This window comes from Candidatus Moraniibacteriota bacterium, assembly GCA_016699875.1.
GTDB lineage: Bacteria > Patescibacteriota > Minisyncoccia > Moranbacterales > UBA1568.
Genome location: CP064989.1, coordinates 213,059 through 234,234 on the forward strand (window position 1 = coordinate 213,059; position 21,176 = coordinate 234,234).

Annotated in this window: 21 protein-coding genes and 1 rRNA gene; 1 reads left to right on the forward strand and 21 read right to left on the reverse strand. The window is 48.6% G+C overall.

The genetic code is table 11. The features are described 5' to 3' along the window. Positions 1-414 precede the first annotated feature (414 nt). The 12 genes from IPK84_01020 to IPK84_01075 form a co-directional block, all read right to left on the reverse strand. Positions 415-1,563 carry a radical SAM protein gene (locus IPK84_01020; protein ID QQS15935.1) on the reverse strand — a complete coding sequence of 383 codons (1,149 nt, stop codon included), beginning with the start codon at positions 1,561-1,563 and terminating at the stop codon, positions 415-417. 3 nt (positions 1,564-1,566) lie between these two features. Further along, entirely contained in the window at positions 1,567-2,619 is a 1,053-nt protein-coding gene (locus IPK84_01025) for a 23S rRNA (adenine(2503)-C(2))-methyltransferase RlmN (GenBank protein QQS15936.1), read from the reverse strand. Between the two features lie 473 nt (positions 2,620-3,092). Then, entirely contained in the window at positions 3,093-3,419 is a 327-nt protein-coding gene (locus IPK84_01030; GenBank protein QQS15937.1) for a hypothetical protein, read from the reverse strand. Positions 3,420-3,525: 106 nt separating this feature from the next. Beyond that, positions 3,526-4,176 (reverse strand): hypothetical protein, encoded by a 651-nt coding sequence (locus IPK84_01035; protein ID QQS15938.1) that lies wholly within the window; start codon positions 4,174-4,176, stop codon positions 3,526-3,528. A 194-nt stretch (positions 4,177-4,370) separates the two neighbouring features. Continuing rightward, entirely contained in the window at positions 4,371-6,551 is a 2,181-nt protein-coding gene (locus IPK84_01040) for a fibronectin type III domain-containing protein (GenBank protein QQS15939.1), read from the reverse strand. 120 nt (positions 6,552-6,671) lie between these two features. Then, positions 6,672-6,965: a YggT family protein gene (locus tag IPK84_01045; GenBank protein ID QQS15940.1), complete on the reverse strand. Its 294-nt coding sequence runs from the start codon at positions 6,963-6,965 to the stop codon at positions 6,672-6,674. Between the two features lie 8 nt (positions 6,966-6,973). Next, a complete protein-coding gene (locus IPK84_01050) occupies positions 6,974-7,255 on the reverse strand; it encodes an SHOCT domain-containing protein (GenBank protein QQS15941.1) in 282 nt (93 codons plus the stop codon). 141 nt (positions 7,256-7,396) lie between these two features. Further along, positions 7,397-8,167: a hypothetical protein gene (locus tag IPK84_01055; GenBank protein QQS15942.1), complete on the reverse strand. Its 771-nt coding sequence runs from the start codon at positions 8,165-8,167 to the stop codon at positions 7,397-7,399. A 100-nt stretch (positions 8,168-8,267) separates the two neighbouring features. After that, a complete protein-coding gene (locus tag IPK84_01060; protein QQS15943.1) occupies positions 8,268-8,738 on the reverse strand; it encodes a hypothetical protein in 471 nt (156 codons plus the stop codon). A 119-nt stretch (positions 8,739-8,857) separates the two neighbouring features. After that, positions 8,858-9,319: a hypothetical protein gene (locus IPK84_01065; GenBank protein QQS15944.1), complete on the reverse strand. Its 462-nt coding sequence runs from the start codon at positions 9,317-9,319 to the stop codon at positions 8,858-8,860. Between the two features lie 296 nt (positions 9,320-9,615). After that, positions 9,616-11,275: ribosomal RNA gene (locus IPK84_01070) — 16S ribosomal RNA — on the reverse strand. A gap of 712 nt (positions 11,276-11,987) precedes the next feature. Further along, a complete protein-coding gene (locus IPK84_01075; GenBank protein ID QQS15945.1) occupies positions 11,988-12,485 on the reverse strand; it encodes a hypothetical protein in 498 nt (165 codons plus the stop codon). 132 nt (positions 12,486-12,617) lie between these two features. On the opposite strand from IPK84_01075, the gene IPK84_01080 reads away from it, so the two are divergent. Continuing rightward, on the forward strand, positions 12,618-14,102 hold the full coding sequence (locus IPK84_01080) for a PEGA domain-containing protein (protein ID QQS15946.1): 1,485 nt from the start codon (positions 12,618-12,620) through the stop codon (positions 14,100-14,102). Between the two features lie 19 nt (positions 14,103-14,121). Here the strand turns inward: IPK84_01080 and IPK84_01085 are convergent, their stop codons facing one another. From IPK84_01085 to secE, 9 genes are all read right to left on the reverse strand, one after another. Next, complete coding sequence (locus IPK84_01085; protein ID QQS15947.1) at positions 14,122-15,174, reverse strand: phosphoglycerate kinase; 1,053 nt, start codon at positions 15,172-15,174, stop codon at positions 14,122-14,124. 62 nt (positions 15,175-15,236) lie between these two features. After that, positions 15,237-16,346: a hypothetical protein gene (locus tag IPK84_01090; GenBank protein ID QQS15948.1), complete on the reverse strand. Its 1,110-nt coding sequence runs from the start codon at positions 16,344-16,346 to the stop codon at positions 15,237-15,239. Between the two features lie 14 nt (positions 16,347-16,360). Continuing rightward, the gene (locus tag IPK84_01095) at positions 16,361-17,428 is read right to left on the reverse strand and encodes a D-alanyl-D-alanine carboxypeptidase (GenBank protein QQS15949.1); all 1,068 of its coding nucleotides are present in this window, start codon (positions 17,426-17,428) and stop codon (positions 16,361-16,363) included. After that, positions 17,425-18,027, reverse strand: a complete 603-nt coding sequence (gene scpB, locus IPK84_01100) for an SMC-Scp complex subunit ScpB (GenBank protein ID QQS15950.1) — start codon at positions 18,025-18,027, stop codon at positions 17,425-17,427. Before scpB ends, IPK84_01095 begins: the two co-directional genes overlap by 4 nt. Before the next feature lie 9 nt (positions 18,028-18,036). Continuing rightward, positions 18,037-18,747, reverse strand: a complete 711-nt coding sequence (locus IPK84_01105) for a segregation/condensation protein A (protein QQS15951.1) — start codon at positions 18,745-18,747, stop codon at positions 18,037-18,039. Between the two features lie 201 nt (positions 18,748-18,948). Further along, complete coding sequence (locus tag IPK84_01110) at positions 18,949-19,641, reverse strand: 50S ribosomal protein L1 (protein QQS16246.1); 693 nt, start codon at positions 19,639-19,641, stop codon at positions 18,949-18,951. Positions 19,642-19,703: 62 nt separating this feature from the next. Next, on the reverse strand, positions 19,704-20,126 hold the full coding sequence (gene rplK / locus IPK84_01115; protein ID QQS15952.1) for a 50S ribosomal protein L11: 423 nt from the start codon (positions 20,124-20,126) through the stop codon (positions 19,704-19,706). 146 nt (positions 20,127-20,272) lie between these two features. Further along, a complete protein-coding gene (gene nusG / locus IPK84_01120; GenBank protein ID QQS15953.1) occupies positions 20,273-20,818 on the reverse strand; it encodes a transcription termination/antitermination protein NusG in 546 nt (181 codons plus the stop codon). Positions 20,819-20,841: 23 nt separating this feature from the next. Beyond that, positions 20,842-21,030, reverse strand: coding sequence for a preprotein translocase subunit SecE (secE, locus tag IPK84_01125; GenBank protein ID QQS15954.1), 189 nt, complete (start codon positions 21,028-21,030; stop codon positions 20,842-20,844). Positions 21,031-21,176: the final 146 nt, after the last annotated feature.

Here is a 21,176-nt window from a genome sequence, read left to right on the forward strand (position 1 = left end):
CCTTACCGATAAAACAGTGCTGGACCCATACGCTTCAACACTTTCTTCATCCTATCATCCAAAAGAAAAAAGAAAAGTCGCCCGATCACATCATTATGACTTAGGCGACTAGAAAGAAACTTTGACCAGCATCATTATAAGAAGATCCATTTCACCAATACTGGGATTAAGAACAACACGAGAAAGAGAAACAACAGGGGAACCCAGTGGGGTCCAGTGTTGTTCTCATGAATCCATTGTCTATCAGGAAACATGGATTCATCATCCCTCATACCACCTTCTACACTGGAAGAAAAATCTACCGCTTGTATTGGTGCCATCTCAAATACCCTCCAAAGAAAGTCTTTAGAAAAACCGGAAAATGCTCCGGGAACTACTGTCTGTTTACCAAATTATAGACATTTTGTCAATGTTTCACGTATGTTTTCTTACATTGACAAGCCTATCAAGCTCATCTCGGCGGCGTTTCTTCTCTTTGTACGGAACATCGTCCGGAAACTTTGACGCAGCCGTTCCCGGGCGCGGCGAATACCAAGCAATATACCCCTTCTCAAAATTCACTCTCCGTGCCAAATCGAGCGTTTGTTCAAAATCATCGAGCGTTTCCCCGGGAAAGCCCACGATAATATCCGTCGTGAAGCGCACTCCCGGAATACGCTCGCGAATCTTCTCAATGAGTGCAAAATATTCATCGCGCGAATACCAGCGATTCATTCGCTTCAAAACCGCATCACTCCCCGCCTGCACCGGAAGATGAAGAAGTCGATCAATATTTTCATGTTTGGCGATTGTCTCGATAAGCTCATCCGAAAAGTCCCATGGATTCGACGACATGAATGAGAGTTTCCGCACACCGGGAATCAAAGCGACGGCATCGAGAAGTTCGGGAAACAAGGTTGGGATACGATGCCTCCCCAAATGTTTCACCATAACCGGTTTCACTTTGCGACCATCCGGCAATCGAAATGCATCGGCGCGACCACCAAGAACATCCACAAAGAAATCCGCTCCATACGAATTCACATTTTGCCCCAAGAGAAAGATCTCGTCCCGCCCGGAAAGAACCGCCTCTTCCGCCTCGCGGACAATATCTGCAAACGGTCGCGATCGTTCCTTGCCGCGCGAGAATGGCACAATGCAATACGTGCAGAAGTTATTGCATCCGTTCGAAATGGGGATGGAAGCAAGTTTCCCAGAGGCACGCTTCGGCGTATATTCGAATCCAACTTCCTCAAGCGGCAAGAATTGCACATCGGGGAGCCGTTCGCGAAGCGCCTTCATCATTTTCCCAGACGGCTCCCGACTCGCCGCACCGATAAGACACCCGGTAATGACAAAAGAAATCCCCGGATTTTTCTCCCGAAGCGGCGCCAAATTCCGAATAAGTCCGAATACCTTCTCAGCCGCTCGTTCCCGAACAACGCAGGTATTGATCACGATAGTGTCCGCATCCTCTTCTTGCAGAGCCGCCTCAAATCCGCGCGACTCATAAAATGCCGCGATCCGCTCACTGTCAGCCACATTCTGCTGACACCCAAATGTTTTGAGAAAGTATCTGGGCATAGATTATGCATTCTTTTTCTCTACTACCAACTGTCCGCACGCAGCGGCAATATCGTCTCCCATAGCCTTCCGCACCGTCGCCACAATACCGGATTGTTTTAACTCAGCAAGAAACGGTGTGACTCGATCACTCTCGCGATGCTCGCTCAGCGTCTGATTGTATGGGATAAGATTGATCTTCACCTTCCCAACCCGCCGAGAAAAATCAACCAGCTTCCTGACATCTTCTGCGCCGTCATTCACACCTTGCAGGAGAATATACTCGAATGTGAGATGTCGCCGTCGCTCATTGTATCGAGAGAAATATTCTTTGGTCCATAGCGCCAAATCATCAAGGAACGAGTTGAACGACGATGGCATAATGCGCTTCCTCGTCAACGGATCGGCGCTGTGAAGTGACACGGCGAGTCGAACCGGCGGCCAGAGAGAATCAGTAAGAAGTTTTCGCAATACCGGTAAAAGCCCGACGGTCGACACGGTAATCCGCGTTGCTCCGAGAGAAGTATGTGCCAGCAATGTCCGAATCGCCTCACGCACCGAATCATAGTTCGCAAGAGGCTCACCCATTCCCATAAACACCACGTTCGAGAGAAGCGTCGATTCCGAAGATTCCTCTTGACCAAGAAGGTACTGCCAAAAACGAAACTGGTCCACGATTTCATCAGCCGTGAGATTCCGCACAAAACCCATGCTCCCCGTCGCGCAAAACGTACAACCCATCGCGCATCCGACCTGCGACGACACGCACACGCTCCAATGCCCGCGCGCATTCCGCATAAGGACCGTCTCAACGCGCGCCCCGTCCGCACACTCAAGCACCGCTTTCTTCGTATCTCGCCGCCGACTTTCCAAAACCGTTACCGATCGGACCGACATCCATTGGATACTCAAGGCGATTTTCTCTCGCATGTCTTTCGAAATCGTTGACACTTCCTGCCATCCGGCTATTTTCTGATCAAACAAAGCACGCAAAACCTGCTCCCAACGAAACCTCGGCTCTGAAGGAAATATCGCTCGAAAAAGCGCCTCTCGAGTTGTCATATTGACCGTTTCCATAGACTCCCATACTACCCCATCCCTCCAATTCGTCAAAATAACACCCCGAGAAAGAAGCCACTAAATTTGACAAATATTATTGACGAATCTTAACTGACGGTGTATAATACACGCACTGGGACATAAGAAACACGAAGTAATTCCCCAGCAAAGAGGAAGTAAATCCGAGAAAAACAGAAAAGAAGGAGAATAACGATGGATATGAGTCATCCCAGCCAAATGGCTACTCTTTCCAATTATGGAACCTTCTTAAAAAGAACCCGTGGATCGACCGAAATACCTCCAGAAACAATTGATCTGTGTTTTCTCTGGAGAAGACCCTACTTCGCACGGAGAATGCAGCAATTGATTCATGGGAATAAATTGGAACACCACAGGATGTGTCCCCTCTAGCAGAAGACCGACAGGAAAATCAAAGAGCCCCCTCTTCCGGCGGGCTCTTTATATATTTCCCAACATTCCTACATACGCACTCATTCCCCGAACTTCTCATTGGGACACGGAGCAAAATTACACAAGGGCGCGACACGTCCAACTACCGAGCCATCTGGACATACCTTCGCATCCCGGGAACAACCAGCTGGAACCGGTGACTGAGAACTCATCATATCCTGATCCGAATTACCGTTCGATCGATTCTCGATATGAAACACTGGGGAAGTTTCCGCCATGCTGACAATGTCGCGAGCCGCACGAAGCGTGAGCAGAGCCACAAGCACACTCAAAAGAAGAATAAGCAGTATCGAGAGCGTACTCGAAACCCTCTGCCCCAAATCAAAAGAGACCGAAATGTGCACCATTTAATTAGTATATCACTTAACACACGAACCACACAAGAAGTGAAATATTCAGTGAGTCCACCAAAAGGGCGTTTGACAGGCTCAGAGAAAGAATTCGACATGAGCACTACTGTAACTTAAGCACATCAATCACCTTTCCATTCAGAACGAAGTTATCATCTTCTGTCAAAAATATCGCTTTATGTTTCGGATCGGTCGATTCGGGAAGGAGTACGATATTTTTACCATCAACCGTACGAAACGTCTTGACAGTTGCCAGTCCATCAATAACCACGAGCACTCGATCTCCCGTTTTGTAGTCCTTCACATCTCCATTTACCAAAACAAAATCTCCATCCTCAATTGTCTTCCCTTCTATCTCCGCCTTATTCATACTGGTACCGGAAATCTGTACCGCGAAGACGTTCTTGCTGCTTTTTACGATTTTCCGAGACACTTTGAGATACCCCTCAACATATTCGTCTGCAAACGAAAGGGCCATTCCCGCATTTGCCGTCCCAAGTATGGGGATGTTCACGAACATATTACTTGTCAGCTCTTTGAGCTTAATACCGCGATCTTCGTGCGTTCGCTCGATATATCCCTTATCCTCAAGCTCGTTGAGATACACGAAGAAACTGCGCAAACTCTTAAGACGAAGGCCTTGACGACCAGATTCCTCTTGAAGCTCGCGAACTGTCGGCATCTTCCCCTGTTCGGAAAAGAACTGACGAATTGCCTGCAAAACTATTTTCTGCTTCGGCGTGAGAATATTCATACCGTTTGTTTACGTATTATGCATATATAAGTATATAGAGTATAAAAAACATGTCAAATATACTTAGTCTAAGGGAAAAACTATATCTTCTATTTGTAAAAAATTCTCAAAGAGTAAGAAGCTTATCCAAAACAAAACCCTCCCGAAAGAATCCGGGAGGGCTCGTTCGATTCGGCTTTTTCGAAAAGCAGAGGCTACTGCCAATTGCTCATCATAATACCGATATCGCGCGTATTCACAACGCCGTCATTATTCACATCCGACGGATTATTCGTCACGTTCTGGAGCCACACTGAAACCAGCGCAGTGAAATCCGAGATGGAATAGGTCTTCGCAAGCGTTTTCACGGAGATAGCACTCGTCTGTGCCGACTGATTGCCATCGGCATCGTAGGCAAGCGCTGTGTACGAGTAATTCGTATTCTGCGTCAGACCCGTATCGGAATACGATGTCCCCGTTGTCACATCCGCAATCTGCGTGCCGTTTCGAAAGACCTTGTACCCTGTCACCGCAATATTATCCGTTGACGCTGTCCAGGTGAGATCAATCGCCGTCATGGAGACAGCTGTCCCTGAAAGTCCGGTTGGGACAGAAGGAGCAGTCGTATCATTAAGCGTCGTCACTGAAACCGGAGTGGTCTGCGCTGACGGATTTCCCGCTGCGTCATAGGCGAGCACGGTGTACGAGTAGGCGGTCGACTTTGTGAGACCTGTATCGGAATACGTTGTTGCTGATGTTGTCCCCACCTGCGTACCATTGCGGAACACCCGGTAACCAGCTACGCCCACATTGTCAGTCGAAGCCGTCCAGGTGAGATCAATCGCCGTCATGGAGACAGCTGTCCCTGAAAGTCCGGATGGGACAGAAGGAGCAGTCGTATCGGAGTTGGTCGCTGCCGAAACCGTAGTCGATCGAGCCGACTCATTGCCTCTCGCATCAAGAGCAGTCACCTGATACCGATACGTAGTGCTCACGGTCAGACCCGTATCATTGTAGGTCGTTCCGCTCGGCGTCCCAACCTGGGTATAGTTTGAACAACTTGCGCCGGTACAACGATATACTTTGTACCCTGTCACCGCAATATTATCCGTTGACGCCGTCCAAGAAAGATTGATCTGTGATATGGAAACTGCTGTCGCCGAAACACCTGTCGGCACTGTGGGCGCCGCCGAATCTTGCGCTGTTGTCGCTGAAACCGCCGTTCCCTGCGCTGACGCATTTCCCGCCGCATCAACTGCCGCAACACGATACCTATATGTCGTTTCCGCAGTCAGACCCGTATCATTGTAGGTCGTTCCGCTTGGCGTCCCTATCTGCGTATAATTCGAGCACGATGCGCCGGTACAACGATACACTTGATAGCCCGTCACAGCCACATCATCCGTTGATGCTGTCCACGAAAGATCCACCTTATCCATACCATTTGCTGTCGCCGTAAGACCCGCCGGAACAGACGGCGCCGTTGTATCGGCAAGTGTCGTCGCCGAAACCTGGCTTGACTGGGAAGATTCAACTCCACTCCCATTCACACCGCTTATACGATACGTATACGCAGTAAGCGGAGTCAGACCCGTATCGGTATATGACGGAGTCGAGCTTGTCCCAACTTGCGTGCCATTCCGATAGATCTTGTAACTCACAATGGTTGAATTTGCCGAGGCGGCCGCCCAGGTGAGACCAACGGTTGTAGCGGTCTTCGTCGGTGCGGCAAGCCCAGATGGAACCTCAAGAGATGCAGTAACAGTTGTGTTCGTCGCGCTATTCAAAATATCCGTTCCGAGTCCATCATCAAAGATAACATCCGAATCGGTGTAGTTTCCGTAGGCAACATATTGAATCGTGATATTTGCCGAAGAAGGAACGACCGGTTGAAGCGCTCGGAACTGCAGGGTTGCGATTTTCCCCGATGCCGTATTTACACCCGGTGTCGGCTTGGCGAGGGTAACCGTCGCTTTTCCATTGGCTGCATCCTGCACAATAATTTCACATGGCTTGCTGTTGTACAGACATGTATTCCCAGTAGAAAACGCTGATGCTGACGTATCCACACCAAGGAGTGTAAAATTCGCCGGATCATACTGAATCACCGCCTTCACCGCAACAACGTTGTTGTTGTGCGTATCGACACTCATATCGACATTAAACGGCGTCCCCACTGTCGCCGACGTCGATGATGGCGACAAATGCAAATCGGCCACCTCCCCCGATGTCTTCGCTACGATAAACCATACGAGCGCTATAAGCGCCACCGCAAGGAACACAATAGTAAACACCGTCATGCGCCGTTCCGGCGCCGCAAGAAGACGAAAGAGCTTCGACATCACACCCCTTCCGGGAGACGCTCCGCCACCCTGTCCATAGGAAACTTCATCCATAAGACATTTTAATATTATTATTTCTTACTGTTTTAACAAAAACACCCGCCCCTTCAATAAGAGGCACTCCCAGTATACCACATCTCAAAACGCCGGAAGAACACTCTCACTATCGATCTGTCAATGAGGGCGATCTAGGTGCTGCATGAGCTCAATCAGGAGATATCCGATAAACACATAGACAAAAAGGGCGAGCAGCGTCGAGAAATCAAAAACGAATCCGACCACGTGCCCGCTCCGGAACACATCGGTAAACGGCGCGAGAAGCGGCGCGCTCGTCTCCGAAACAAATCGCACAAAAGGCGCCTCCGTATTTGCCCCGAAAAGCCGCAAGACGAAGTGCATCCCCAAGAAGAACTCGATCGCCCCAAGCAACAGTACGAGAAAGTTTTTGACAATATTTGAAAAATGCATAAGAAGAATTATTGTATATTCTTTTTCATTTTCTCAAAATCCTCCTCGGAGATTTCTCCCTTAGCATATCGCTCTTTGAGAATATCCAGCGCGCGATTCCCTTCATTTGCATCATCACCGCCATGTCGAGACACTCCATCACAATATCCTCGGCATGATCCTCGACCGGTAAGCGCGTGCACTACCGCGAGAATTCCCCATATCACAAATCCCCAGAAAAGAATCGTCGCGATCCAACCGAATCCAAACCCGAACCACCCCATACCATCGCCAAAATATCCGCCCATCATAGATATAAAATCACAAGTTACGCTCCCCTAGAATATACTACAAAAATATCCTCATCAAAATCCCCTCCGCAGGAAAACAAAAAGAGCTGGTCAGGCTCTCGTATTTAACGACCGATTTCAGCTTGCACGTTTCAAGAAAGTTCACTCACTCACGGATGCCAATGCTTCAAGAACCTCCAAGGAATACCGGCATGCTCTCGGCACATTGAGAATATCGTCCGGCATATCTCTCAGTTTTCCTTCCGCATCAACTGAAGTATCTGGAAAGATGTCAAAAATAGGTTGAAGTAACTCTCCTGTCTCACCGGAAATCCCCAGTCCACCGGCAACGCCGATATTCATCTTACCCTCAAGAACATCGTGCAAATGATCAAGAAATTTCAATGCCGTTTCCGGAACAAGAGTCTCGCCCCGTCCGCCGCTTGGATCTACAAGCACATAGCCACATACGTCCACGTAGTCACGAACAAAACGAGCAAGTATTTTCGGATCATTATTTGCGGACTTGAGCGCTCCCGAACCGCACTGAAGAACAATTGTGCTGGATGGATACCGCGCTTTGTAACGTTCCAGAACACGAACACCCGGCCATTTAATATTGAGCTGGAAACCATGGAAATTCTCCCCGCCCAATTCCGCCACTTCCAGCAACCGATCAAACAACTTCACTGATTCTTGTGCGTGAAAGTGAACGAGATTGATTGTCATTGGATGCTTCGGAAATATCCCGGCAACATTTCTGGGACTCGGGTAGCGACTTGACCATTTGGTCGGAACACCCTGGAGTGTTTTTTCACTTACCAGAACGCCAACCATAAGTTTTCGGTAGGAATTCTCCGGAAAAACATCCAGCACCTGATTAACTTCCTCTCGTGATACAAATCCTGTTATGCCGATGTATGGTACATTCACGACCGCAACCCTCTTTTGTTGGGAAACAACTGTAGTATGTCCACATTGGGACGGTTAATTGTCCTACAACTTCAAATATTTTGCAAGAACCAAAACCCTCTCAATACCCCGTCGGTGGTTTTACTTTCTTTCCCAGAAGAGACAGATCCAGTGTCTCAATTTGAGACATGATATCATCGACTTCCCGCAGGAAACCTTCTAGAGACACGTCCGTTGCCCGAAGAATATCGTGGATATATTTCTCCGTTTTCTCAAAATCATTCTTGAACCTCGTATTGATATCCTTCCACGCGATATCCTTCAGTGCCTCCGCATACCGAGTATCGAATGACACAGCACCAATACTCATCAAAAAAGCAATTGCCGGATACCCAAGATACCCTCGCCAATACGAGCCATTGTCATTCGCCATGATCGCTCGCGCACCGGCATCGTACTTTACGACATAAAACTTTCCACGACTCGACGAATACACCCGAGACTCATTCTTGCCAATCAACTCAATACGCCCATCCGCAACACACCCGAGCGCCTCATAGATTTTTATCTTCGGTGGCAATTTCCATTTCATGGTCACATAATACTCCCCTAAAAGAGAAAAGGCGAGATATTCTGAAATACCTCGCCTTTCACAAAATTCTCGTCCGCTGGAAATTTTCTAGAAACACTGTTTCCTTTCGTCTTCCCTCCTTATTCTTTGTGCCGAATATCCAAGGAGCTTTCCAATACCAAAATAGCGCTTTCTTCCGGAGTCTTCCCTTGGTCGATGTAGACATCATACAACCCTTGCGCAGCCGGATTTTGCGGAAGAAATTCCTTCATTCGTTCCGCCGGAGGAAATGCGTCAGCCTCGAACCATTCGGTCTGCCCGGTCTTCTGGTTAGACCATGCCACATACCCAACCGCACGCGCAGATATATACATTATATACATGCGTTCGCCTTGCTGAAGCACAGAATTATTATTGTCACTCAATATCTGAATATCTTGAATGACAATATCCGGATAACGTTCTTTGCAAGATACAGATACAGAGCCACTCCCGATAGCCCACTTACACCCGCTAGAGGTCATTTTCCAAACTAAACCCACACCTAGCAACAAAACCATGGACACAACTACAGCTATCCCCGATTTTTTAAGAGTACTCATTTCACTCTCCAATCCAAAGCAACGTCAAGGAATCTTGACTCGACATAGTAGCACGTATCCACTATACAGTCAAGTTCATCAGCAAGAAATCAAAAAATCCGTCTTCCCGAAAGAAACCCCCGTTCAGAACAAAAACGAACGCAAAAAGCGTTCGTTTTCTCAAGATGCAATCCTCTGCGGTCAATCCAACGTCTCAAGATGCTGATTTCTTCCGCTCGCCGAAGCGAGAGAAGAAAACGACCATATGTGTGATTTCCCTGTCTTGCGACAAAGAAATGTTCACCATTACTCCCTAGAAAGGAGGTGATTCATCCACAGCTTCCGCTACGGATGCCTTGTTACGACTTCACCCTTATTACCAACCCCACCGTCGTCCCCGATATGACACGGGGCCTTCTGGTATTGCCGGCTCTCTTGGTGTGACGGGCGGTGAGTACAAGATCCGAGAACGTATTCACCGTGACTTGGCTGATTCACGATTACTAGTGATTCCGGCTTCATGGAGTCGAGTTGCAGACTCCAATCCGAACTGGGACCGGTTTTTTGGGATTAGCTCCGTCTCGCGACTTGGCAACCCTTTATACCGGCCATTGTAGCACGTGTGTCGCCCAGGGTGTCAAAGGGCCATGCTGATCTGACGTCATCCCCTCCTTCCTCCCAGCTCGCAATGCAAAAAATTGGGAGGGAATTTAAGTACAACTGAAGATTGACAGCTTCGTTGTGCGATTGTTGTGTCTATAGGTCTCCAACCCATAACCCGGCAAGATGTCAATCCGAAATCTTCCGTAGTAAGATTGTCCACAACAAACCAAAAGAACGATGTCTCTTTCACTTAAATTCCCAAAAACTTTTACACTCCGAGCTGGGCGGTCTCGCGTGATACGTGTAACACGCGACAGGGGTTGCGCTCGTTTCCCGACTTAACGGAACATCTTACGACACGAGCTGACGACGACCATGCAGCACCTGGTCTAGCGGCCTCGAAGGACTTCTTATTTCTAAGATCTCCAGCTAGATTTCAAACCCTGGTGAGGTTCCTCGGTTATCGTCGAATTAAACCACATGCTCCACCACTTGTGCGGATCCCCGTCTATTCCTTTGAGTTTTAAGCTTGCGCTCGTACTTCCCAGGCGGCACACTTAACGCGTTAGCTGCGGCACGGAAGGGGTCGATTCCTCCCATACCTAGTGTGCATCGTTTAGGGCGTGGACTACTGGGGTATCTAATCCCATTCGCTCCCCACGCTTTCGTGGCTCAGTGTCAGATCGGTGCCAACCAGCTGCCTTCGCCTTTGGTGTTCTTCACGATATCAACGCATTTCACTACTACACCGTGAATTCCACTGGTCTCTCACCGCCTCAAGTCGTGCCGTTTCAAATGCAGTTCTTCGATTGAGTCGAAGGATTTGACATCTGACTAACACGACCACCTACCCACTCTTTACGCCCAATAAATCCGGATAACGCTTGAGGTCTCTGTATTACCGCTACTGCTGGCACAGAGTTAGTAACCTCTTATTCTCCAGGTACCGTCATCGAAATTCTTTCCTGAAAAAAGTAGTTTACGACCCGAGGGCCTTCATCCTACACGCGGCATCGCTCGTTCAGGCTTTCGCCCATTGACGAATATTCTCGACTGCAGCCTCCCGTAGGAGTTTGGGCAGTGTCTCAGTCCCAATGTTGGGGGCCATGCTCTCACACCCCCTACCCGTCAGAGCCTTGGTAGGCTTTTACCCCACCAACTAGCTGATAGGACGCAGGCTGCTCCTCAAGCGATAAATCTTTACTCCGTAGAGCACATCGTGTATTAGCTTGTCTTTCGACAAATTATTCACGACTTAAGGGAACATTCCTACGTATTACTAACCCGTTTGCCGTGGGTCTAAACCCACTCGACTTGCATGCCTTATCCATGCCGCCAGCGTTCATCCTGAGCCAGGATCAAACTCTCAATAAAGATGTATACGAGAAATCATCGGAAAAACCAATGTTCATTGCCCATCTTACAGCAACAAAATAATCTCTCGAAGTTAGGCGAGACAATCGGATTTGTGGTGTCAACATCCATGTTGGCACTAAGAAGAACTTTTGTTGTCTATCTTTCAGACGGCACATTTTCCTTTATTTCCCTGCCCGAAAGATCTCTCTCCGAGAGAGGAATAGTGTTAGATCTCAATGGTCTGAGAGATTTTATAAGAAAATCCACTTTCCCGATCGGCATTCCTTCAAGCGCGTCGGCTATTTTCTCACAGAGCGCTACCTTTTCCTCGAAACTCAGCGGGAGGCTCCTCAAACAAAGAAAAAAACTGCTCAAACTCGATTCCCACCCATCATTACACATTTCACATCTCCTCAATTAAACACAACTAAAACCACAAATCCGATTGCCTCAACCCAATGCTTCCCTTCCCCTTACGAAGAAAAGAAGACTGATAGATCCGTATAACTATTGGATTGACCGCAAAAAATTGCAATCATACTTTCGCAAATTGTTAAGGGGCTTTGGCGATAAAAAAGAAAGCGGAAAGCTTTCTTCCTTCGCATGTGCAGTATAGAGGAACAAAAAGAGTTCTGTCAAGCATCCGTCATTTTCTTGAACATGCTTCAACAAACCCTCACCTTCCCAACCAGCAGGAAAACCAATATAATGCTTTAAATAAGCCATTATACTAACGTTTCCGCTTATTTACAAAGAGCAGGAAAAGAAGCGGCGCCGCCATCCATACCAGACGCGCCCATGAATCGGAAAAATAGCCATACACCGTCGGCGAAAGGAACCGGAGCGCAAAAGACGACGACACTAAGGAAAGCGCCATACTCAAAGCAAGACCCGTCCCCAGACAACCCATTACCAGAACGCGCGAGAAAAAGGTAGAGGTTGGATTGGATATGTGGATGTCAAGAATATAGTCCCCTACCATTACAAGTACCACAAGCAGCCCGAGAAACGCAATTGCTCGCCCCTCCGGAGCAAACGAAAGCCACGCTGCCGGAAGCGCCAAGACAAAAGCAAGCGCTACGTACGAAAACACTACGACGCTCAAGAGCCGCGTGCGCCCCAAGACAAACGATAGCGTAAGACTCCCGCCGACAAAGAGCAACACGAAAGAGATATCCCCCGCAAACTTCGCTGGTACAAACGATGAAAACGAAGCGAACACATTCATAGAGAAAAGTGAAACGAGTTGAATCCCTCACTACACACCCAAAGCGTACACCGCGCCACTTCCACGGTCAACGCTTGCGAGAAAAGCTTCGAATCAGTACCATGAGAGCATAATTTCATCCTCGTTTTTTCTATGAGTCCGATCCGTCGGCGTATATTCTTTTGGTCGCTTGCGATCACATTCCTCATCACCACTCCCATTCTCATTCTCTTTCTCATGGGGTATCGCTATAGTTTCGAGCGGGGTATCTTTATATATACCGGCTCCATCTCCATCCAAGCGAACCCCACACAGAATCTCGACATACAAATAGACGGAAAATCTGTGTCCGCAGACAGCAATCGCCTCAACAATTCCTACCATGTCGAAGGAATCCTTCCCGGAAAACATGCTGTCACCGTCTCTGCGCCCGGATTCAGTACCTGGTCCAAAGAAGTCACCATTCGAAGCGGCATCGCCACGGAATTTTGGAATGTACTCCTCGCTCGAACCGCCTACCCGCAAGAAACCCTTGCATCATTCGAAGGCGGAGAGGCATTCTTTCCGCTTCCGCAAAAAAATCTCATCGCGGTCATATCTGAAAGAGACCGGGAAACAACCGTCGTGATTCTCAACACGATAACCGGAGATCAACAGCAAATCTTTAGCACGACCGACTTCTTTCTTGACAAGGACACCCAGAGAAGCGCGCTCCGATGGTCGCCCAAGGACGCCACGTTCATACTTCTCTCCCTCCTCTCCCGAGAAACACACGAAGAGCATACTTTTCTCATTCGGACGGACATTCCGGCAACAACCGATATCAAAGATATTGTCGGGGTCCCACATCCACAGGAAGCGAAATGGAGCTCAAACGCAGCTATGATTTTCTTCCTTTCGGGAACAACACTCTTTACACTCCCCATAAACACACCCCTCAAAGAAACCGCGCTTTCGGAAAACATCGAATCATTTGACACTGTGGGCAACACTCTCATCACGCTTCAACCAAAAACCGGCATACTGTACCGATTCCCAAGCGGAAATCCCGCGGATAAACAGCAAATCACAACAACACCACCGGAAGGTTTTTCGCCGGAATACGAGGCGTCTTTTTCGCTCATCGCATACGATGAAACAAGAATAGCCCTTCTGAATCACGCAACGGGAGATCTGTTCCTCTTCAACGAGGGGCCAACGGGAGAGTGGTACAAAAGTCTCTCGAAGAACGCAAAAGGCGCGCAATTCTCCGATGATGGAAAGAAACTCCTCTATTGGACTGACTGGGAGATATTCGCATTCTTCACGCGGAAATGGGAGGTGCAACCTGTCCGCGAAGCAAATGATCGGATCGATATTGGAAGATTTTCAAGCGCCATACATGACGTTCAGTGGACCAAAGACTATGAACATGCCGTCTTCTTCTCCGGAAATGATATCAAAACCATTGAACTCGACGATCGAGGAAGTCGGGATACGCTGACCATCACCAGTCTACCCGACACGCCATTTCAACTGTCAAGCATCGGAACAAAAAACGAATTGCTCTTTCTCTTCCCCGACACCGCATCCAGCGCAACAACACTCACTTCGATCACTTTCCCGGAGCCAATCAGCTTCTTCGGATTCGGACAATAAACAACGGAAACGAAACGAATTAGCGAGTTTCGTCCTCAAGCGTAAGAAGTCCCGGGAGCGGATCGCCACTTAAGAATTCAAGCATAGCACCACCGCCCGTCGACACGAAAGAAATTTTCTGAAATAGTCCCGCTTCTTCAAGAGCAATGATCGTTTCTCCACCGCCAACAATCGAAAAAGCGCCGCTCTCAATAATGCTCGCGAGCGTCATATGTGTCCCCGCGGCATATTCGGGGTTCTCAAACTTTCCCAGAGGGCCATTCCAAACGACGGTTTTCGCCTTGAGTATCTCATCACGAAAGCGAAGAAGCGTCTTGCTACCGATATCCTGCCGCTCAGGAGCGTAGTCTTCCGGAAGGAGCACCTTGTCTGAGAATGATATATGTTCATCTTGCGCCTCACAGGCTACCTTTCCTGCCACAAGCACGCAGTCATATTTCTCTTCGAACATACGAATAATCGGCAGTTTTGTCTCTATCTTCGCGCCACCGATAATCGCCACCGCCGGGCGAATCGGCCGTTCTCGCGCATCGGTCAAGTGCTTCACTTCATCCAAGAGATGCAACCCGGCGAAGCTGGGAAGAAACTTCGTAACACCCGTCACACTTGCCTGGTCACGATGACAGACGCTAAAGGCATCATTCACAAAGACATCAAAGGGCGCGGCAAGCGCCTGCGCAAACGCCGGATCATTCGCTTCGTCACCCGGGAAGAACCGGACATTCTCCAAGAGGAGAATTTCGCCCTCAGCGAGATCTTCCAAACTTGATTCGACGCCATCGCCGATACAGCTCTCCGAGAAACGCACCGTGCGCGCCAATATTCGCTCCACATCATCCACAATATGTCGGACTGAAAATGAGTCATCCGGCTTCCCGTTCGGACGACCAAGATGCGTCGCAAGCGCCACCCTCGCTCCTTGCGACAATAGGTATTCGACCGTGTGATGCGCTGCCGCCACTTTGTATTTCTCCTTCACGTCTTGACTCTCATTCAACTCGACATTGCAATCCACTCGAACCAAAACCTTCTTACCCGCCACATTCGCATCCCGAACACTTCGAAGATTCATAAACGGAAAAGTTAGGAGTTACCAAATCGATATCAATAACACACAGAAAACGTAAATACCTGTCAATGATACCGCCCCATACCGAGGATAGCGACAATAGTACCGAGGACAGCGGTAATGACCGTGAATATCCAAGCGCGCATAACAACCTTCGGCTCAGGCCAACCAAGCGCTTCAAAATGATGATGCATCGGCGCCGCTAGAAAAATTTTCCGTTGAAAAAACTTTTTACTGAAAAGTTGGATCGCCGCACTTCCGGACTCGAGCACGTAGATAAATACGATGATAAAGAGTGCGAGCGCCGAATTCGTAAGCATAGCAACCACTCCAAGCGTAAGTCCCAACGACACGGCGCCGGTATCTCCCATAAAAAATCTCGCCGGGTAAATGTTAAACCACAGAAATGCCAAAAGCGCGCCGGAAATCGCCGAACAAAACGCCGCAAGATCCATTTTGTTTTGAAAAAATGCGATCAACGCAAAAGATCCGAATGCCATCAGAAGAATGCCTCCATTCAATCCATCGAGTCCATCGGTTTCATTGGATGAAATAGCCGCGAAAAGAATTATGAATATAAAAACCGGGATATACCACCACCCGATTGAGAAATCACCGACAGCAGGAACATGAATACGATCCCAACCGAGCTTGGCATAAAACCACCACGCACCGGTCCCGGCAATCGCAAAGAGCCACCAGAATCTCATAAGAAAACGCATGCCGCCACCCTTGTTTTTTCCAATACCTCGAACGCTCATCCAATCGTCGAGAAGCCCTAAAAGCCCTCCGGCCGTAAGCGCAAAAAGCGGTAACCATACCTGAGCCCGACTGAAGAAATCAAGCCGCGCAATAAAATTTTTCCCGGAAAATTCCGCAATCGCAGGAAACACGAAGTGAGAATACAACACTAAGACAGCCACAGAAAACCAGACGATCACGCCTCCCATCGTCGGCGTTCCGGCCTTCCCGGCATGCAGAGAACTCACCACGGTAAGCTTATCACCCGAAACGCCATGATCTTTAATGCGAATGCCGATTTTGTTCCGGTAGAGGATATGTGTCCATAAGGGCGTCAAAAAGAAGGCGGTACAAAACGCCAGAAGTCCCGTTACCAAGATTTTGAGCACATGTACCACCTCAGGAATGGTCTGTATGTCGGATACTTGCACCATAATGACCCTTTTAATTAACGCCAATAGTGAGACTGGAATGCCCACGAAAACATCTTCTTGATACTGGTCCATCGCTCCGGATCGTTCAGAACAACGGAAACTACCTTATGCTGCCGGTCCGGATCAAACGAAATCGCCAAAAGCGAATACCCGGCAAGTGGCGTAAAACCTGTCTTAGTGCCAATAAGATGCGAGTCCTCACCAAGCAATACATCCGTATTAAATATATCGTGCGAATATCTTCCGTCACTCGATATAATCGTCGTGCCGGGCGTTCGCGCCAACTCCCAAATAATATCATACTTGAGCGCTTGAGAAGCAATACGCGCAATATCAAACGCCGAAGAATAGCAGCTCGATTCCCGTCCATCCGGTTCAAGTCCCGACGGTGTACAGAAATGCGTGTCCAAGAGTCCCAAAGCTCGTGCCCGAGCATTCATAAGCTCCACAAAAGCATCAACTGACCCAGCGGTATGCTTGGCAAGCGACTGCGCCGCATCATTCGCGCTATTCATCAACATCGCCATCAGGAGACTCCGCACGGATATCTCTTCACCGACATGCAACCGAACACCATTGCAGAATCCCGTTCGAGGGCAACCTATTCTCGTCCCCTCAACTGCGATCATTTCTTCATCAATCTTCACAGGCTCATCCAAATTCTGAGTATGTTCAACCACCAATATCGCCGTCATGAGTTTCGTCAAAGAAGCAATCTGGCGCTCTTCATGAGAATTCTTCTCCTGCAGAACAATGCCGGACTCAGCATCCATCACAACACTTGCATGCGCCGACGGAAGCGCCAGATCATACACGCCTTCCTTCCGAATCGGGCGGAATTCCGCCGCATGATCCCTCGATTCGAATGATATCGGGGAAAAAGTGTCTTTCTCATCCGAGACGCCAGCCACCTCCGGAACTGACTTCTGAATATCACCATGAGACTCCCGTCCAAGAGGATCATCGGCACCTGAAAAAAGTTTTTCCTTCACAAAAAACACGCCGCAAAACAAAACGAGAAGCGCGAACGCTTTCAAAGAAGCGGCAAAAAACCGTGCGGAGAGAGAATGTCCTGAATTCATGTGTTTTTCTTTTTTTCATCAGCAAACCCCTGCTCCCGAGGATTCCCTTCATTCGAGCCGGCAACAATCGTCAGAAGGCGTTCATCCTTTGAAAGAGTTTCGAAATCCGGCAGCTCTGAACGACATGATACTCCTATTGTTTCCAGAAATGTCAGTGTCGGACCATACAGATACCCCCGAGCATCATCCGGGTTCCCACGACGCTCAACAAGACCACGCAAAAGAAGATTACGAAGCGTCATAGCCGAATTCACCCCGCGAATCGCATCGATCTCAGCGCGACCAATCGGCCCGCGATAAGCAACGATGGCGAGCGTCTCCAGTGCCGCCCGAGAAAGAGTGCTCTCGCGTTCGCTCCGGACAAATCGCTCAACAAATGCCGCGCAATCCGGATGACTCGTCAGCACGACACCATCTCCCTGACGGATAAGAAAAAGCCCCCGAGCATCTTCCACATATGTTTTTTGCAAAACTTCCAACGCCGCCTCCATATCTTCTTCGGGAACCTCCGCAACCTCAGCCAGCCGGGAAACAGAAACCGGATCTCCCGAGACAAAGAGAAGGGCTTCGACAATTGATACTGTTTTCCGTATGTCCATAGAAAAACACTACATGGGATTGACGGCTTTCCGGAAACGAATCTCTCCAAAAAGTTCGCCCTGATTGACCTTGAACGTCCTTCGCCTCACCAGCTCAAGAAGCGCAAGGAAGGAAACGACCACTTCGATCCGATCACGAGATTCAGCTGCGATATCGGAAAATGCCGCCTCCACACACTGTTCTATTCGCGATTCAAGAAATGAAACACGCTCTTCAAGAGTTACCACTTCTTCAACAATCCGCTCGTCCAGAGATACCGGCAACGGGATCGATCCCAACACTGCAGAGAACGCATCACGGATACCCGGAGCACTTACATTGGATGGCAGAGCGAAAACATCGGGCACATTCACAAACGACTCCCGATGGAATCCCCGATGTCCCAAGAGAAAGAGACTTCCCAATCTTATCGAAGCTTCTTTGTACCGCTTGTATTCGCGCAAACGCCATTCAAGATCTTCTATCGACTCTTCCTCCTCCTCAGTAAACGATAAGACTGGCAACAGTGCTCGTGATTTAAGCAAGAGAAGCCGCGAAGCAACCGAGAGAAACTGGGAAAGATGCGGGAGTGCAACATCGTCTTCCTGCGCAATATGCTCCAAATATTGGTCAGCAACTATCGAAAGCGCAAGACGAGTAACATCGAGCTTCTCCTTTTCTATAAGCGAGAGAAGAAGCGGCAAAGGTCCTTCGAATTGCTCCAGCCTCACTTGATACATGGCAAAACAACTCAGCAATTAACATCAAAACACAGAAAAGACAACAAGACGAGTCACTCAAAGAAAAGAGCGCGATTCATCATGATAGCTGCCCCGGTATGCGGACTTTATTGTACCACAACGCCAAAAGAGAAACCAAAAGCCCACCTGTTTCAAGCGGGCTTCCATAAGAAATACTGAGAGAGGGCAAGTATTTGGCTACTAGATCTGCACTCGAATGCCAGGACTCATAGTGGTTGTCAGAGTGGCAGAAACAATAAGTCTCCCCTTCAGTCCTTCCGGCTTCAGGCGTTGCACTGTCTCGGCAAAAGCCGTGATATTTTCGGCCAGCTGCTCTGCAGACATTGATACTTTTCCGACCGCCTGGTGAATATTTCCGGAGTCATCCGTCTTAAAACTCGCTTTATTCCCTTTCTTGAGCGCCATCACCGCATCCTGAATCTTTGTCGTCACCGTTTCGTTTTTCGGGTTCGGCATCAGTCCCTTCGGTCCCAATATTTTCGCAATCTGCGCAAGTTTTGGCATCATTTCCGGCGTCGAGAGAAGGATATCAAAGTCCGTCCCCGGCAACACTTTTCCTTCCTTGATATCAGCAATCATCTCCTCGCCACCGACCATGTCCGCCTTCGCCGCCTTTGCCTCCGATCCTTTGGACGACGTGATCACTGCGACTTTCTTGGACTTGCCCAAACCGTTCGGGAAGACAATAGTCCCTCGAACCAGCTGATCCGTCTTCTTACGGTCAATGCCGAGATGAAAGTGCACTTCAACCGTCTCGTCAAACTTCGCAATCGGCGATTCACAAAGAAGCGCGAGGGCTTCGTTCACCTCATACACCTTGCCCTTCTCAATTCGCTCGGCAAGTTTCCGGTATTTCTTTCCTTGTTTCATAATCATGTCGTGGTACGATCGTTCCACTCAATGAGTGAAACTCCCACACAAACAAATATTATCTATTATCCTTGAATCTTAATGCCCATACTTCGTGCCGTTCCGGCAACTACTTTCATAGCTGCATCGACATCATTCGCATTCAAATCCACCATCTTCGCCGTTGCAATATCGCGCAGCTGATCATTCGTAATAGAACCCGCCGTATCTTTCAGAGGGTTTGCCGCACCTTTCGATGCTTTTGCCGCTTTCTTGAGAAGCTCTGCTGCCGGAGGAGTCTTCAGAACAAAGGTAAATGTCCGATCTTCGAACACCGTAATCTCCGCCGGAATAATATCCCCCATCTTATCTTTGGTTGCTTCGTTGAATTTAACACAGAAGTCTTGGATATTAAGACCGTGCTGACCCAACGCCGGTCCAATTGGCGGTGCCGGATTCGCCTTCCCCCCGGGAATCTGAAGTTTGAGAACTGTCTTAATATTTGCCATAAGGAAAAATTAAATCTCTACCGTCTCGTTCCAATATCCGGAAGAAGCGTCCGAATGCTAAAACTCGAAAATACCTACAAGGGCAGAACTCTATTCAAATCCAATCCAACTCAATCAAGCCAGGATACATCTCGTGTGCCACAACGCTATACCTTTTTGATTTGAAGGAAATCCAGCTCAACCGGCGTCTCGCGACCGAAGAGAGAAACAAGAACTTTTATCTTTCCCTTCGCATCATCCGTCTCCTCTACCTTTCCATCAAAGTTCTTAAATGGACCGTCTACAATCTTTACGGGATCACCCTTTCGTACATCGATCTTAAACTTCGGCTCCTCGACACCCATGCGCTTCTTGAGCGCTTCGATTTCCTTCGGATCAACCGGCGTCGGCGTTGTTCCAAGACCGATGAAGCCGGTCACATTTGGCGTATTGCGCACCACATACCATGAAGCATCCGTCACGATCATGTCCACAAGAATGTAGCCCGGATAAATACGCTCCTCCACCACCGTGCGCTTGCCATTCTTCATGTTTATCTTCTTCTCTTTCGGAACCATGACATCGAAGATAAACTCCTGCATGCCCATGGATTCTATACGTTGATTGAGATTTCGGCAGACATTATCCTCATATCCGGAATAGGTATGAAGCACGTACCACGCCCGTCCATGATGTTGTGTTTGCTTTGCCATAGTAAAAATAAGAAAAATTCGTGCTACGCCCCAAGAATAAACTTCCGAAACAGTGCTCCAAAAAGCGCATCGAGTGTCCCGAGCAGTACCGCAACACACGCCGATACGGTCAGAACAATGAGCGTATATCGAATCACCTGTTTTCGCGACGGCCAATTGATTTTGAGAGCCTCCGCTTTCGCTTCGAGGAAATATTCGGTTATTTTTTGCATAAATACGAGGAGAGAGACTCTTTACAGAAAAACACAAAAAGCTCATGCCCTCAAAAATCCCCTCATTTTTGGGTTTTTTAAAGAGCCCTTCCGGACTCCTGTGGGCTCTTCGTACGCTTCCAGAGTACTCGAAAATCCCCTTTCTG

What these genes read in the sequence shown, in the direction of transcription:
- IPK84_01020 (QQS15935.1), bottom strand. Translation starts at nt 1,563, where the DNA reads ATGCCCAGATACTTTCTCAAAACATTTGGGTGTCAGCAGAATGTGGCT.
- IPK84_01025 (QQS15936.1), bottom strand. Translation starts at nt 2,619, where the DNA reads ATGGAAACGGTCAATATGACAACTCGAGAGGCGCTTTTTCGAGCGATA.
- IPK84_01030 (QQS15937.1), bottom strand. Translation starts at nt 3,419, where the DNA reads ATGGTGCACATTTCGGTCTCTTTTGATTTGGGGCAGAGGGTTTCGAGT.
- IPK84_01035 (QQS15938.1), bottom strand. Translation starts at nt 4,176, where the DNA reads ATGAATATTCTCACGCCGAAGCAGAAAATAGTTTTGCAGGCAATTCGT.
- IPK84_01040 (QQS15939.1), bottom strand. Translation starts at nt 6,551, where the DNA reads ATGGATGAAGTTTCCTATGGACAGGGTGGCGGAGCGTCTCCCGGAAGG.
- IPK84_01045 (QQS15940.1), bottom strand. Translation starts at nt 6,965, where the DNA reads ATGCATTTTTCAAATATTGTCAAAAACTTTCTCGTACTGTTGCTTGGG.
- IPK84_01050 (QQS15941.1), bottom strand. Translation starts at nt 7,255, where the DNA reads ATGATGGGCGGATATTTTGGCGATGGTATGGGGTGGTTCGGGTTTGGA.
- IPK84_01060 (QQS15943.1), bottom strand. Translation starts at nt 8,738, where the DNA reads ATGAAATGGAAATTGCCACCGAAGATAAAAATCTATGAGGCGCTCGGG.
- IPK84_01065 (QQS15944.1), bottom strand. Translation starts at nt 9,319, where the DNA reads ATGAGTACTCTTAAAAAATCGGGGATAGCTGTAGTTGTGTCCATGGTT.
- IPK84_01075 (QQS15945.1), bottom strand. Translation starts at nt 12,485, where the DNA reads ATGAATGTGTTCGCTTCGTTTTCATCGTTTGTACCAGCGAAGTTTGCG.
- IPK84_01080 (QQS15946.1), top strand. Translation starts at nt 12,618, where the DNA reads ATGAGTCCGATCCGTCGGCGTATATTCTTTTGGTCGCTTGCGATCACA.
- IPK84_01085 (QQS15947.1), bottom strand. Translation starts at nt 15,174, where the DNA reads ATGAATCTTCGAAGTGTTCGGGATGCGAATGTGGCGGGTAAGAAGGTT.
- IPK84_01090 (QQS15948.1), bottom strand. Translation starts at nt 16,346, where the DNA reads ATGGTGCAAGTATCCGACATACAGACCATTCCTGAGGTGGTACATGTG.
- IPK84_01095 (QQS15949.1), bottom strand. Translation starts at nt 17,428, where the DNA reads ATGAATTCAGGACATTCTCTCTCCGCACGGTTTTTTGCCGCTTCTTTG.
- scpB (QQS15950.1), bottom strand. Translation starts at nt 18,027, where the DNA reads ATGGACATACGGAAAACAGTATCAATTGTCGAAGCCCTTCTCTTTGTC.
- IPK84_01105 (QQS15951.1), bottom strand. Translation starts at nt 18,747, where the DNA reads ATGTATCAAGTGAGGCTGGAGCAATTCGAAGGACCTTTGCCGCTTCTT.
- rplK (QQS15952.1), bottom strand. Translation starts at nt 20,126, where the DNA reads ATGGCAAATATTAAGACAGTTCTCAAACTTCAGATTCCCGGGGGGAAG.
- nusG (QQS15953.1), bottom strand. Translation starts at nt 20,818, where the DNA reads ATGGCAAAGCAAACACAACATCATGGACGGGCGTGGTACGTGCTTCAT.
- secE (QQS15954.1), bottom strand. Translation starts at nt 21,030, where the DNA reads ATGCAAAAAATAACCGAATATTTCCTCGAAGCGAAAGCGGAGGCTCTC.